Consider the following 14,779-nt stretch of genomic DNA (forward strand, 5'->3'; position numbering starts at 1 on the left):
CCTAAAATTTGTAAAAGTATACAAGTAAAAAAAGTCCGGCTCCTCAGTACGCATTGCGAAAACTGAAGAGCCGGATATAATCGGAAGAATTATTTCACTTCTACCCAGCCGTTTTTAATAGCCAGGACAACCGCTTGTGTACGGTCATTCACATTCATCTTCTGAAGAATGTTACTTACATGGTTCTTGACTGTTTTTTCACTGATATATAGCGTTTCGCCAATGGCGCGGTTGCTTTTTCCGTCAGCTAAAAGTTGAAGCACTTCACATTCGCGGCGAGTCAAGAGGTGAAGCGGTCTCCTGATTTCTATCGTATGGACGGAATCACGATCGGTACCCTCGTCGGCAGCCAAGCGGCGATATTCTTTAACCAAATTATGCGTAACCTTCGGATGAAGATATGAACCGCCTTCCGCTACTACACGAACGGCATCGATCAACGCATCGGCGTCCATCTCTTTCAATAGGTAACCTTGGGCTCCCGTTTTCAACGCATGCTGGACGTAATTCTCATCATCATGAATCGAAAGGATGATGACCTTTGTTTCAGGGTAGCGGTTCACAAGCATTTTGGTTGCTTCGACCCCATTCATATTCGGCATGTTGATATCCATGATAACAACATCTGGTTTATGTGTCTCAACGAGATCCATTGCTTCACTTCCGTCATCACCCTCGGCAACAACATCGAATGATGATTCAAAATCTAATATGCGCTTTACGCCTTCACGGAAAAGCTGATGGTCATCGATAATGATGATACTAGTCTTCAACGGCTTCTTCCTCCTAGTTTCTATTTAAAATGCCTATTCTCTATAATTTATAATTGATAGGGAATTTGTATAAATACCAAAGTGCCTGCGCCTGGCTGTGAATCGATCGTCATTTCACCTTCAAGCAGCTCGACCCTCTCTCTCATTCCTACCAAGCCAAATGAGCCTTCTTTTTGAATGGAACTGTCAAACCCTTTTCCGTCATCCTTGACGACAACGGTCACCATCTCTTTCGAAATGGACAGTTTAACTTGAACCTGTTTTGGCTCCGCGTGCTTCAAAGAATTTTGTACGGCTTCTTGCACGAGCCTGAATAATGCGACCTCCATGTCAGAAGGAAGCCTTTTGACCTGTCCAAGATTGACGAAATTCAAATGCACGCCATCATTATAGTCTTCGGTGGTTTGCAGGTACTTTCTGAGGGTAGGAACAAGGCCCAAATCATCAAGTGCCATGGGACGAAGATCATAAATGATCCTGCGCACTTCATATAAGGCATTCCTTACCATGACCTTCAAACTGCGGATTTCCACGAGCGCTTCATCAGGACCTCTCTCCCGCTGGACACGTTCAATCAAGTCTGAACGCATCATGACATTCGCGAGCATTTGTGCTGGACCATCATGAATTTCCCGCGAGAGCTTCTTGCGTTCCTGCTCCTGGGCTTCAATTATCTTCAAGCCGAAGTCTTGTTTGCGTTTCGCTTCCTGCAATGCTTCCCCTACGAATTTCAGGTCCTGGGTCAAATAGTTTTGTACGACCGATATTTGCGAAACAAGATGTACCGCTTTATCGATCGTCTGCTGCAGGGCCCGTAACCTTAATTCAAGTTCATCCCGGCGATTTCGAAGTTCCTTCTCCAATTGCCGGTTTATTTGCAGGTCGACTTGCAGCTTGTGTGCCCTTTCATAAGCATCCCGTACCTGCTCTTCAGAAAAATGGTTGAAGTGCATACTGACCTCGGAAAGCCTTTTTCGAGCAAATCTGGCTTTTGAATCCAGTGCATCGCTGTCGGTTATTACAATGGCAACCCTGATTTTCACATCATCAAGCTCTTTTGTTAATGATTCAAAATCTTTGCGGCATTGCTCGCCGATGTCAAAGACTTCATCCTTGCTTTCACTAACAGTGCTCACCATTGTTTCTAAGATCTTGTCCAATGCCTTAGCGTCAACCTTTTTTATGGACATTAAGATCCCTCCACTTAAATCAAAAGACTTAAAAAATTTATTGTCTTAAAGACTATGTATATGGAAAAAAGTTCTTTCCTTTTTCATGAATGGTTATTTCAGGAAACGTTAATATGCAGTAACCTTCATGAACATATTGTACCAAAAAAAGAAGAAAAATACGTTAATTTCATTGTCAAATTTTTACGAAATGTACATATATGGTACATATCTCCCGGTTATAGGTATTATGGCCGAATTGGTAGTCTACCATACCCTTTAAAGGCAAATCCATTCCCATTAGCCCAATACAAATGATCCTTTTCAATCGAATCGAGTATTCCACTCCATTGATTATTATATGAAACAGATCGATTTATTAAATGGCAAAATCATCGAATTGAACGGGCACGATCGGAACAAGCGAGGACTTGTGACCAAAACCCGTTGTTTTTCGTAAATGTTATTCTTTTAAGCATAATATTCGCTGCACACATGACAGGCAATAGAACTAATTATAACACGGACTTCTTTTTCTTATATTAAAGTTTCTTTACACATCTGCCCCAAAAACGAAACATGATTGCCACTTTTTACACAAAGACTTATAATGAATCAACTAATAGTAAGTACGAAGGTGGAATAGGTATGCTCACTCAATATTTAACGGTGGCAGGACGCAGGGAACATGAAATCATCATCGAGAAATCCCGCTTCATCTCGCACATTACCCGAGCTGAAACGGAAGAAGACGCCCAGGCATTCATCCAGGAAATCAAGAAAAAGCATAAAGATGCTACACATAATTGTTCAGCCTATATGATCGGTGAACAAAACCAAATCCAAAAGGCCCTCGATGATGGGGAGCCAAGCGGCACGGCAGGCGTCCCGATCCTTGAGGTTCTTAAGAAAAAAGATTTGAAGGACACCGCCGTAGTGGTCACAAGATATTTCGGGGGCATCAAGCTAGGTGCCGGAGGTCTCATCCGCGCTTATAGCAAATCGACTTCAGAAGGGATAAATGCCACTGGCATCGTCATCAGAAAGTTAATGCGGGTCATTTCGACAACGATCGACTATACGTGGCTTGGAAAATTGGAGAACGAATTACGTTCTTCCATCTATCAAATAAAGGAAATTCAATACCTCGATCAGGTAACGATCCTCGTATACGCGGAAGAGGCACAAAAAGAATCCTATATCTCCTGGATGACAGAGCTGACAAATGGTCAAGGACAGATCGCAGAAGGCGAAATGCTTTATTTGGAAGAGGCATTCGCCTGATTTCCCCCTGCATTTTTTTCCTTTTTTAGGTTGTAATACAATTGAAAAGAAATATTTATTTTACGAATTTATTAAATCATTGTAAAATTAGGGTTAATATATGACGAAATATAAATAGATAGATTCGAAAAATAGCGATTTATGTCTGAAGTTCGTTATTTAAAAGGAGAAGAAAAGATGTCTACTACTAGGCGTGTCTATAAAATAAAAAAGACAAAGAAAAAAAGGCGAAAGAGGCTGTGGATATTCCTGGTGCCCCTGCTTGTACTGGGCCTGGGCGCTTCCACTTATGCTGCAACTCTATATATGAAGGCACAGAATGTATTCCATGATTCGTATGATCCGGTGGAGGCTTCGGCGAAGCGGAGTGCATCCGTCGATCCTCTCGAAGATAATTTCTCGATCCTCTTCATAGGAATCGATGATAGTGACGAACGTGACTATCAAGGAAATTCACGCTCGGATGCGCTAATCCTGGCTACATTCAATAAAGATCAAAAGTCGATTAAACTTTTAAGCATTCCACGTGATTCATATGTGTATGTACCTGCCAAGGGAGTCACCACAAAAATCAATGCGGCCCATGCAGCCGGAGGTCCAAAGGCGACGATGGACACCGTGGAGGAATTATTTGATGTCCCTGTCGATTATTATGTCCGCATGAACTTCAATGCTTTCATAGATGTTGTCGATTCATTGGATGGAATCGAAGTGGACGTACCATACGAAATGCACGAAATGGATTCACATGACAAAAAGAATGCGATCCATCTGGAAAAAGGAATTCAAACGGTTGATGGTGAAGAAGCCCTTGCCTTTGCCCGGACACGTAAACAGGACAGTGATATCCAACGCGGCGAGCGTCAGCAGGAAGTCCTTAAAGCCATCATCTCCAAGGCAACATCCGCTGGGTCTTTAACGAAGTATACAGACGTAATGGAAGCTGTCGGTGACAATATGACAACGAACCTACAATTCTCACAAATTAAAGGTTTCATAAAATATGTAACTGGCGATAACGGCCTTAATCTTGAGACGCTCAAGCTTGAAGGACAGGATTCCACCATTAACGGAACCTACTATTATCAGCTGAATGAAACATCCGTAGCCAATACAAAGCTATTGCTTCAATCACATTTGAATTTGGGACCTAAAGAAGTTACCAATCAAACCGAAGCCGTCCAGCCACAAATAGAAGAATGATAAAAAACCCCACTTGTAAAAGTGGGGTTTTTTCTGTAAACCTAAACAAAAAAAGGCTCCAACCGCGTACAGGCACGGTTGGAGCTTTTTCAACAATTCATGCAAGAATCTAGTAATCTAGTTGTTCATCTATCATGGTTTGTTTTTAAAATTGAGCATCTTCAGCAGCGGCTGGTAGTTTGAATTGACCAAACCGATCTTCTCGACAAAAATCTCGATGATCAGCAGCAGACCCGTCACAAGGATCAAGGCCCCCCACATTGTGGCAAACGAGAAAATGATGGCTGCCAAGCCGAAGCAAGCAGCTAAGGCGTAGATGAGCAAAACGGTCTGTTTATGAGTGAACCCCAAATTTATTAAGCAGTGGTGCAGATGGGATTTATCAGCAGCGGAAATCGGCTGCTTATTGACAAGCCTGCGGATAATCGCGAAAAATGTATCCGAAATCGGCACGCCCAAGATGATGATCGGCACGATCAGGGAGATCATCGTAACGTTTTTGAACCCTAGCAGGGACAGGACGGCAATGATATAACCAAGGAACAGGGCTCCTGTATCCCCCATGAAGATCTTTGCCGGGTGAAAATTATATTTCAGGAAGCCAAGAGTGCTTCCAATTACGATCAAGGCTACCGTGGCAACGAATAAATCGCCTTTGATAAGCGCCATCGTTGCGATCGTCACTAATGCAATGGTCGAAACACCGCCCGCAAGTCCATCCAGTCCATCTATTAGGTTGATGGCATTGATGATACTGACAATCCACAAAATGGTGATCGGTGTACTTAACATCCCAAATTCCAGTGTATCGGTAAAGAACGGTAAATTGATGAATTCCACTTCAAGACCGCCCCACAATACGATGATGAGGGCAGCCAGGATCTGGCCCAGAAATTTCGGTGCAGCCCTTAATTCATAAATATCGTCAGCCATGCCGATCAATATGATTATGAGAGCGCCGACCAGGAGTGGCAATTGTCCCGAGAAATCTTTCGTAAAGAGTAAAAAAGTAATGAAAAAACTCAAAAATATGGCTAAACCGCCCATTCGCGGCATAATTTTACTATGCACTTTTCGCTCATTCGGTTTATCGGTAGCTCCTAATTTAAAGGCCAGTTTTCCGACAAAAGGAGTCAAAAAAATGGATAATAAAAAGGATACCAACAAGGCCCCAATTAACATTAAGAACCACCTCAATTCAACTAAAAATCTAATACCCGTAACGATCTATAAGAAAACCTATATATAAATGGTTATTTTAATTTTTCATCCTCAAATAAACATTATATACGTTTTCAGCTAAAATCTCTATAGAAAAGTTGTTTTTTGCAAATTTTTGTAAATCCGACCCTATCTTTGTCAGTTTCCCGGATTCCTTCAATTCCAAAGCATGAAAGATGGCTCCTGCAAGTTTACCGGCATTTCCGATTTCCGTAACCCAGCCCTTGCTCCCATCGGGAATCAATTCCTTCACACCGCCAACATCGCTCGTGATGGCAGGAAGGCTTGACCTTGCCCCTTCAAGCAGAACAAGCGGGAAGCTCTCGCTTAAGGATGTCAGCAATGTGACGTCCCCCAATGGATAAATTCTTTCCATATCTGCACGATGCCCCAAAAAGATGACGTTACCGGATAAACCGGTTTCGAGGACGATCGTTTCCAAGGTCTTCCGCCTGCTCCCGTCCCCTACAAGCATTAGTTTAACATGCGGTGACTTGGAAACCACGGTTTTCAATGCCTTCAACGCATATTCATGGCCTTTCACCGGTTCCAGTCTTGCAGGCATGATGATGATGAAGTCATCTTCCCCAAGCCCGAAATCACCTCTCTGAAAGGGAATCGGCATTTCTTTTTCGAAGTCAATCCCATTCAGGATCTTCGTGACCTTGGACGGATCGATTCCTTGATCGATCAAGTCCTGTCTAAAGCGGTCGGAAACCGCCAATATATGATCGGCATGTTGGAATGACCTTACATGCAGGCCAGTAAACAGCTTTCCCTTTATACCCTGGCCCAGGAAATCATGATGGGGCGCGCTGTGAACGGTAAGTAGCCAAGGGCGTTTTATGAGGCGCTTCAATAAAGCACCGTATATATTCGCCCGCGGCCCATGGGTGTGGATGATGTCTATATGATTTAGACGAATAAAGTCCCGTAAACGTTTCAAAACGGATAGGTCATATTTGGAATGTTGATGAAAAAGTTCTGTTTTTATCCCGGCCGTAACCGACCGCCGGTAGAGTTCCCCTTCTTCGAACACCCCAAGCATGCACTCCTCTTTTTTCAATTGGTCAAGTAAGGACATAATATGGAACATGCCGCCGCCCGTTTCATTACCAGCATTCAAATGCAAGACTTTCATCCAGTCCACTCCTTATGTTCAGGAACGCTGCACCTTTTTCCTTAACCGCCTAACCTTGAAAACGAATCTCGGCAGTGCGAGCATCCGTTTCCACCGGGAAGGTTGCTGGATCAGTCGGTACAACCATTCCAGACGCATCTTTTGCCAAAAAACCGGGGCACGGTTCACTTTTCCTGCGAGGACGTCGAAGCTTCCTCCCACTCCCATGAATACCCCTTTTTTAAATAAGGGATCGTGCATTGAAACCCATTTCTCCTGCCGAGGAAACCCCAATGCAGTCAGAATGATGTCAGGTTCGAGTTCTGCAATGGACACAGCCAAGCGTTCGTCCTTTATATCAATATAACCATGGTGATATCCAACCAACTCGATTCCCGGGTATTGCCGTTTCACTTTAAGGGCGGCTGCTTCAATCACATCTTCCTCCGCCCCAAGCAAATATATCTTCAGACCCTTTCCATCAGCGATCCGAAATAGTTCATTCATCAAGTCGAATCCTGTAATCCGCTCTTCCAAAGGTTGATTTAGCCATTTAGAGGCCATAATAATACCAACGCCATCGGGCGTGATGTAATCCGCCGATAGAATGATGTCCTTATAATCCTGATGCTCATTGGCATATTCAACGATTTCCGGGTTTGCCGTAACGACAAACGTTTTTTCCTGGTTCATGATTCTTGGATAGATGATACTATTCACAAATTCATCCATATTGCTATCGACGAATGGAATTGAGAGTATTTCAACAAACTTTTCAGTCATTTCACTTCAGCCTTTCATATGTACTATACATCTAAAGGGTGGGGTATTATTCAAGAAATTTTTTCATACACATCATAGAACCTGATTATCGATTCAAAGGTGGTTACTCATTTGAAGCTTCCAGAAAAATATGCTTTACCCATCCTTATACTTTGCCTGCTCGTAGCCGCTGCAGTGCCTCACCCCATCATTGGCTACTTAGCGACGGCGTTGATGCTCGTTTTTGTCGGTATAAATAAAAAAAGTCTCTTATTCATTTTATTCATTTATTTCCCGGCCCGTCCCTTATTCATGGAACTGAATGGCGGCCTAACCTATTCTGGTGACCTGATCATACTCACCTTATTCTTTTCATTGATTTTGGAAAGGTTCAAAAAGAACGATTGGTCATTTTCGAAATATTATTTCACCTTGTCCTTTTGGCTTTATTGCTTGGTGGGTACAGTAGCTGCACTCATAACCGGCGTGGGAATCCTGCCCATTTCCTTTGAACTCCGGGCCTTGCTTATAACATTCTTGCTTCTTTACATTATCGGTGAATTAAATCTAGAAAGAAAGGATATCTTTCACTTTTTGAAGGCAACCCTAGTATTTACGGTCATCCTTTGCCTTCATGGCCTTATCGAGAAAATTTTTTCGCGTACGATCCTGCTTCCCCATGCATGGGAAATGTGGAACCTCTCTTCTGCGAACAAGATGAGAATCTATGGGGCGGCTGCCAACCCTAATGTGTTCGCCCTTTACTTAAGCATTCAGCTGTTTCTAAGCTTTTTCCTATTTCGCTCGCTGAAAAAATACAAAGTCCTCGTCTTTCTGGCATCAATCTTGCTTGCCGGGACGCTATTGCTCACCTATTCGCGGGGGACGATGATTGCATTTGGGTTCGCGGCGCTCGTCTTCGTATTTTGGACGAGAAATAAATCATTTCTTACCTATTCATTAGGGGCATGCTTGCTGGGACTGCTTTTCATTTACTACCCAGTTATATTCGCTTCAAATAAAGTCGAGCTATCCGCTGCCGTTCCGATGGATAATCTGGTGATCGGGAGCAACACCGCTTCCGATCATGAACAGGCCCTGTCCGGCCGTTTTTCGGAAATGTTTTCAGATAAGATTCTTCACCAGAGTACGGAATGGGGACGCTTATATGTCGTGTTCAAGGGCATCGAAATCTTCAAGGACCATCCCATCATAGGTACGGGGCTTGCGACATTCGGGGATTCCGCCACCCTTTCCTTCCCTTCGCCGATCTATGGTGAATATCAAATAGGAGAAAAGATGTATACGGATAATCAATATATCCAGATCCTGGTTCAGACAGGCATGCTTGGTTTTCTTGCCATTCTCACTTTCATCATTGTCTCCTTCCGCAAGATCGCGACATCGAAAAAGGGGATCTTTGGAGCCTTCACCGCTTGCCTGTTGCTGGCGGCCTTAACAGCCGGACTTTTTTACAATATTCTCGAGGATAAAACGTTTACCTTGTTTTTTTATAGTTGTTTGGGAATCACTTTACAAAAGGACATCATTTTAAAGGATTGAAAATATGCCTACTCGTTCACATGTACTTAAATCGGTCGGGCTCGTCACCATCATCACAGCCGTCGGGAAAGTTCTCGGCTTTGGCCGGGAGTCAATCATAGCCGCCTATTTCGGGGCTTCATCCACGGCAGATGTTTTTTTCGTGGCGAGCCTCATTCCCACCATATTGTTTACGGCTCTCGGCAGCGGGCTCCAGGCTGGCGTCATCCCGATTTATTTGGAAAAGAAAGCGGAAAATCCAATCAAGGCGGATGATTTCATCAGTCTATTAGGTTCCTTCTTCATGCTGGCCGCAGGAGTCATGACCATTGTTTGCATGATTTTCGCAAAGCCGCTCGTGATGCTGGTTGCGCCCGGTTTTTCAGGTGCAGAGCTTGAGCTGACGGAATCACTGACCCGGATCATGCTGCCTAGTTTACTATTTTTTACGCTTTCATACATGGCAACCGGCGTCCTGAATGCGAATAAGCGTTTCATCCTGCCGGCGCTTACTTCCACTGCCCAAAACACGGTCATTATAGTGGCCACCGTGTTGTGTGCTGCCCCCTTTGGGGTGGAGGGGTTGGCCTGGGGCTTTGTATTCGGTGCAGCCAGCCAATTCCTGATTCAATACCCGTCATTGAAGAGATACGGCATCCGGCCCGTCCTCTCTTTCCTGCCTCATAAGCGGCAGATCGTCCAAACACTGTCCACCTTTTATCCGATCATCATCGCTGCTCTGGCCATCCAGCTGAATAGTGTCGTGGACCGGATCATCGCCACCTCGCTCGAAACCGGGAGCGTAGCGGCGCTGAACTATGCGAACCGGCTATTATGGCTGCCGTTAAGCATTGTCCTCACACCGCTGATTACCGTCTTGTATCCTTCCATCGTCGAACGGGCGCTCATCAGCTACAATGCTTTCCTCGAATTGACCTTAAGAGGGATGAAATCACTTGTTTTTTTGGCGGTGCCTTTCGTGATCGTCATGTTAGTCAGCGGAAATGGCTTGATTACCTTGGCTTTTGAACGCGGGGCTTTTGATGCTTCGGCTACCGAAACGACTTATACGGCATTTTTCTTTTATTCAGCCGCCCTCCCTTTCTTTGCACTTAGGGATTATTTGATGAACGCCTTCTATGCCTTAAAAAAAACAAAAGCGGCCATGTATTCCTGCTTGTTCGCCGTACTCCTTAACGTCATGCTCAGCTGGTTCCTATCGCGGCATCTCGGAGTCGGCGGCATTGCCATGGCTACAGGGATTTCCATGCTCCTTCAATCGCTCTACCTGTTTTGCTGCCTTTGGCTGAAGGCTGACGGGAGGAAGGACACCGCGGTTTTCAGGGATGTCTTGCTCGAAAGCGGCAAGCTGCTCATCATCGGAGCCATCATTTACGGACTTGCCCGATGGCTTCACCCGCTTGCTTTGGCGTTCCCCATCATTGTGGAACTAGTGTTCATCTCGTTATTGGTATTTGGACTGTACCTCGGATTATCGATGGTTTTTAAAGTGAGCAGCCTGAAATCATGGAGCAGGCTCAAATCGAAATGAAGGAAAAGGAGTGCCGATCATGAACATATTGATTACAACGATATTCGACTACCCTCACGAAGGGGGGCTTTCCAGTCATATCACGACATTGAAGAAAGGGCTGATATCACGGGGACATACGGTAGACGTATTATCTTTCTCCCAATTACCCCATTTCAAGAAGAAAATGCTCGCCCAGGCACCCGGTTTTTTATTGAACAAAGTAAAACAAGGAAGCGGCCAGCTCTTCAATGACAGACAACGCCAAAAATTATTGGCTTCTTCGATAAAAAGCTTGAATAAGCACTATGATGTCATTAATGCACAGGATATTTTCGCTACGCTCGCGTCCGTTGAATCCGGAATTCCAACGGTGCAAACTGTCCATGGGTATTATTCATTCGAGGCAGTCAGCAGGGGGGCGCTCCTCCCGGATAGTGCAGAAGATTTGACCATTCGGGAGCTTGAACGAAAAGCTTATCAATCCGCAGCAAAAGTCGTGACGGTCGACCAGAGAATCAAAGATTATATACACCATTTAGCCCATATCGAGGCGGAAGCGATCAAAAACTTCATTGACCTGTCAGCTTTTGCACCGGAAAGCGCGAAACGGGAGCAAACCCGTCAGGATTTCCAGATCCCCCTACATAAGAAGATGCTTTTCGTGCCTAGAAGGATGACAGAAAAGAACGGCGTCATTTATCCGCTCCTTGCCCTGCCGGAGGTGCTCAAAGCCCATCAGGAAACGATATTGGTCTATGCCGGCACAGGGGAGCAGCTCGCCCGGCTCGAGGAAACGGCAGCCAGTCTCCAATTAACCGATTCCGTAAGATTCATCGGGTCCGTGCCGTTCGAGAATATGCATCATCTCTATGAAGCATCAGATGTCGTCCTCATCCCAAGCGTACACTCGCACGGGGTGGAAGAGGCTACTTCCATTTCTGCATTGGAAGCGATGAGCTGCCGCTCCCCCGTCATTGCCAGTGCAATCGGAGGTTTGAAGGAAATCATTGTGGATGGTGAGGATGGCCTTCTTGTAAAGGAGAAGGATACAAAGGCACTTGCACAATCCATCTTAAAATTGCTTCATGATCCTCCATATGCATCCACGTTAGCTTCGAGGGCACGATCAAAAATGGAAAGTGAATATTCGCACCTCTCCGCAGCCAAGCGGTTCGAGACCGCTTACAATGAAGTGCTCTAAAAAAAACAAGCAGTCCCAATGAATTGGGGCTGCTTATTTTTTCATACGAGCTGTGAACTTCGTCTTTTCATTTGTTCATCGCGGTATTTTTTCTGTTCTTTTTTGGACATGGCGTTATATTCCTTCAAGAATGCTTCGTATTGCGGCATGACTTCTTTCATGGGACCATACGCCTTTAGCTCCCCATACTCAAGCCATAAAGCCTTTTGGCAAAATTTCTTCATCTGACCGATTGAATGGCTGACAAAGAACATCGTTTTGCCTTTTTCCTTGAATTCGTTCATTTTCTCCAAGCACTTTTCAGCAAAGTTTTTATCCCCGACAGATAAGGCCTCATCAATGATCAGGATATCAGGGTCGATATGCACGGAAACGGAAAAACCGAGCCTCGATTTCATACCGCTTGAGTAAGATTTCACCGGTTGGTCAATGAACTTGCCTAGCTCGGAAAACTCGATGATCTCAGGTTCAAGTTCTTTGATCCGCTGCTTATCGAATCCAAGCATCAGCATTTTCAGCTCAATGTTTTCCCTGCCGGTCAATTGATTATTCAGGCCCGAGGCAACGGCAATCAAAGCCGTTTTCCCGTTCGTTTGGACATTTCCGTCAGTAGGCGGGATAATGCCGGCAATGATATTGGACAAAGTGGATTTCCCGGATCCATTCACACCGACAAATCCTATTACATCGCCCTTCTCCGCTTCAAAACTTACATTCCTCAAGGCAAAATACTCCTCCCCATAGCTTTTAGGCAAAAGGAGGTCCAATAATTTTTCCGAGTTTTTATTATATAATTTATACTTTTTCGTTACATCATTTACAATTACAGATTTTTCCAACTTTTCTCACTTCCTGTTTACTTAAAGTCAACAAAGCGATCTCTAAATCTAACATGCAGCGAGGAACCTATCATAAACAAAATGATAATGACTGCCCAGAAATAAAGCGTATATTCCCAATGCTCGATCAGATACCATGATTCCCCCAATAACGAAGCGCGATACCCATCCACAATATAATAGAGCGGATTCAGCTTCATGATATTGAGAATGAGCGGGTGCTCCTTGGCATCCAATACCCAGAGGATTGGCGTTAAATAAAACAAAACTTTCATTAAGGACACGATTAGATTATGAACGTCACGAATGATGGTTGATACCGTTGAAGTAATCAAGCCAAATGAAAACAAGAGCGCAACCGTTGCGGCAACATAATACGGAAGTTGTATGATATAAACTGTAGGGAAATATCCCGTGAAGCTTAATAGGATGATGATGACTCCAAGCAGCATAAGATGCTGATACAGTTTAGCAAAGATGACATAAGAAGGAATGACACTCATCGGGAAACTCATCTTGGATACCATATTCAGTCGGGAATAGACCGATTTGGATGTTTGGGTTGTAGCCGGATTCACAAAAAACCAGACCACGATTCCCGCCATCAGCCATGGAAGGAAGTTGTCACCGCGATTTAAGATGATGAAACCGAACACAAACCAATAAATTGAGATTTGGATCATCGGATTGATGATTTCCCATAGGATTCCAAGATAGTTATTGCTATTGGCGCTTTTTACCTCATAGACGGATAAGCGCCTGACTAAATAAAAATTGTTGATTTGTTCTTTTAAAACGGTCAAAGCTGAACTCATATATTACACAGACCTTCCTAAAAACACTTTTTCTACGACACGGCGTGAAGCCTGGCCATCTTCAAGTGCACAAAACCGTTCGTGAAAATGATTGATATCATTCGTATTTTCAAATTTAATCTTCTTGATACTATCAATGACCGCATCGGATGTTTTTACTAACGAACCAGGTGCATTGTTTTCGAAATCAAAGTAAAACCCGCGAAGCTTGTCCCTGTATTTTTCGATATCATATACAAAAAAGAGCATCGGACGCTGCAGATTTGCGTAATCAAAGAATACGGATGAATAATCGGTAATCAATAAATCCGAAATAAGATACAAATGGCTTATATCTTCGTAACTGGATAAATCATAGGCAAACCCTTGATACGCCGATAAATCCATGTTCTCGGAAACCAAATAATGAAGTCGGAGCAAGATGACATACTCGTTTCCCAATTCCCGTTGCATTCGATTCAGATCCAACTTTAGTTCAAACTTATATTTTCCCCTATCATAGAACTCATCGTCCCTCCAAGTGGGAGCATATAAAATGATTTTTTTCTCTAAGGGAATACCCAACTTCTGTTTCAATGAGTCGATTGTATCACGATTATTCCCATTGTAAAGTAAATCATTACGGGGATAACCAGTTTCCAGAATTTTAGTAGGATCGACGTTGAAGGCGCGGGCGAATATTTCCGTTGAATAAGCATTCGGCGATAGTAAATAATCCCATTTGCTTGATTCGGCATGGAAATTTTCTTTATATTTTTCCGACGTCGTCCCCGGCATATGAACTTCCTCCATGTCGGCCGCAAGCTTCTTTAGTGGCGTCCCATGCCACGTTTGCAAATAGATCGTGTGCTTCGGCTTCGGAATCCAAAGCGGGAGCCTGCTGTTCGTTACCCAATAGCGGGCTCTGGTCATTTTAAGCAGCCAACTTAACGAAAAACGATGGAGATATGGAATGCCTGCCTCTTCGAAATGAGCCTTATACCTTTTATCCACGCTCCAATACATTTTATATTCAGGATGGTGACTCTGCAAGTATTCATAAATCCCTCGTGGATTACAGCTATACTGCTTGCCCAAAAAGCTCTCGAACATGACCAGCTTTTGGTCCACCGGCAATACCCTGCCTGCCATTGCGAAGAACATTTGATATCCTCTTAATATAATGGCTTTGGCGATGCGTTTAAATAGCGATAGAAAGGAAGGTCTCTTTGAGGTTTCCGTTTTTTCGTTTGACATATCCGATCTCCCTTTTATTAATTAATAATGGTGACTGCTGATATAAATGAACCATGGAGCACCGTCATTCCCGCTTATCG

Annotated in this window: 12 protein-coding genes and 1 pseudogene; 5 read left to right on the forward strand and 8 right to left on the reverse strand. The window is 44.0% G+C overall.

Going from position 1 to position 14,779, the window contains the following annotated elements; genetic code table 11:
• Window positions 1-89 precede the first annotated feature (89 nt).
• Both AS888_RS05695 and AS888_RS05700 read right to left on the reverse strand, forming a co-directional pair.
• Window positions 90-773, reverse strand: a complete 684-nt coding sequence (locus tag AS888_RS05695) for a response regulator (protein WP_061141211.1) — start codon at window positions 771-773, stop codon at window positions 90-92.
• A gap of 47 nt (window positions 774-820) precedes the next feature.
• Window positions 821-1,963, reverse strand: coding sequence for a sensor histidine kinase (locus tag AS888_RS05700; RefSeq protein ID WP_061141212.1), 1,143 nt, complete (start codon window positions 1,961-1,963; stop codon window positions 821-823).
• Between the two features lie 627 nt (window positions 1,964-2,590).
• On the opposite strand from AS888_RS05700, the gene AS888_RS05705 reads away from it, so the two are divergent.
• Window positions 2,591-3,226: a YigZ family protein gene (locus AS888_RS05705; RefSeq protein ID WP_061141213.1), complete on the forward strand. Its 636-nt coding sequence runs from the start codon at window positions 2,591-2,593 to the stop codon at window positions 3,224-3,226.
• A gap of 177 nt (window positions 3,227-3,403) precedes the next feature.
• Window positions 3,404-4,429 (forward strand): LCP family protein, encoded by a 1,026-nt coding sequence (locus tag AS888_RS05710; RefSeq protein WP_061141214.1) that lies wholly within the window; start codon window positions 3,404-3,406, stop codon window positions 4,427-4,429.
• A 132-nt stretch (window positions 4,430-4,561) separates the two neighbouring features.
• On the opposite strand, the gene AS888_RS05715 is transcribed toward AS888_RS05710, so the two are convergent.
• The 3 genes from AS888_RS05715 to AS888_RS05725 form a co-directional block, all read right to left on the reverse strand.
• The gene (locus tag AS888_RS05715; protein ID WP_061141215.1) at window positions 4,562-5,611 is read right to left on the reverse strand and encodes a glycosyltransferase family 4 protein; all 1,050 of its coding nucleotides are present in this window, start codon (window positions 5,609-5,611) and stop codon (window positions 4,562-4,564) included.
• A gap of 76 nt (window positions 5,612-5,687) precedes the next feature.
• Window positions 5,688-6,791 (reverse strand): glycosyltransferase family 4 protein, encoded by a 1,104-nt coding sequence (locus tag AS888_RS05720; protein ID WP_061141216.1) that lies wholly within the window; start codon window positions 6,789-6,791, stop codon window positions 5,688-5,690.
• 18 nt (window positions 6,792-6,809) lie between these two features.
• On the reverse strand, window positions 6,810-7,553 hold the full coding sequence (locus AS888_RS05725) for a WecB/TagA/CpsF family glycosyltransferase (protein WP_061141217.1): 744 nt from the start codon (window positions 7,551-7,553) through the stop codon (window positions 6,810-6,812).
• Window positions 7,554-7,664: 111 nt separating this feature from the next.
• Between AS888_RS05725 and AS888_RS05730 the strand changes: the two genes are divergently transcribed.
• From AS888_RS05730 to AS888_RS05740, 3 genes are read left to right on the forward strand one after another with little or no spacing between them, the layout of a single operon-like run.
• Entirely contained in the window at window positions 7,665-9,095 is a 1,431-nt protein-coding gene (locus tag AS888_RS05730; protein ID WP_061141218.1) for an O-antigen ligase family protein, read from the forward strand.
• A 4-nt stretch (window positions 9,096-9,099) separates the two neighbouring features.
• Window positions 9,100-10,626, forward strand: coding sequence for a murein biosynthesis integral membrane protein MurJ (murJ, locus tag AS888_RS05735; protein ID WP_061141219.1), 1,527 nt, complete (start codon window positions 9,100-9,102; stop codon window positions 10,624-10,626).
• A gap of 19 nt (window positions 10,627-10,645) precedes the next feature.
• Entirely contained in the window at window positions 10,646-11,809 is a 1,164-nt protein-coding gene (locus AS888_RS05740) for a glycosyltransferase family 4 protein (protein ID WP_061141220.1), read from the forward strand.
• Window positions 11,810-11,850: 41 nt separating this feature from the next.
• Here the strand turns inward: AS888_RS05740 and tagH are convergent, their stop codons facing one another.
• The 3 genes and pseudogenes from tagH to AS888_RS05755 all read right to left on the reverse strand — a co-directional run.
• A complete protein-coding gene (tagH, locus tag AS888_RS05745) occupies window positions 11,851-12,648 on the reverse strand; it encodes a teichoic acids export ABC transporter ATP-binding subunit TagH (protein WP_061141221.1) in 798 nt (265 codons plus the stop codon).
• 17 nt (window positions 12,649-12,665) lie between these two features.
• Window positions 12,666-13,463: an ABC transporter permease gene (locus AS888_RS05750; RefSeq protein WP_061141222.1), complete on the reverse strand. Its 798-nt coding sequence runs from the start codon at window positions 13,461-13,463 to the stop codon at window positions 12,666-12,668.
• A gap of 3 nt (window positions 13,464-13,466) precedes the next feature.
• A pseudogene (locus AS888_RS05755) lies at window positions 13,467-14,672 on the reverse strand (CDP-glycerol glycerophosphotransferase family protein); the annotation flags it as partial.
• Window positions 14,673-14,779 lie beyond the last annotated feature (107 nt).

It is taken from the genome of Peribacillus simplex (assembly GCF_001542915.1).
Classification (GTDB): Bacteria; Bacillota; Bacilli; order Bacillales; family DSM-1321; genus Peribacillus; species Peribacillus simplex_B.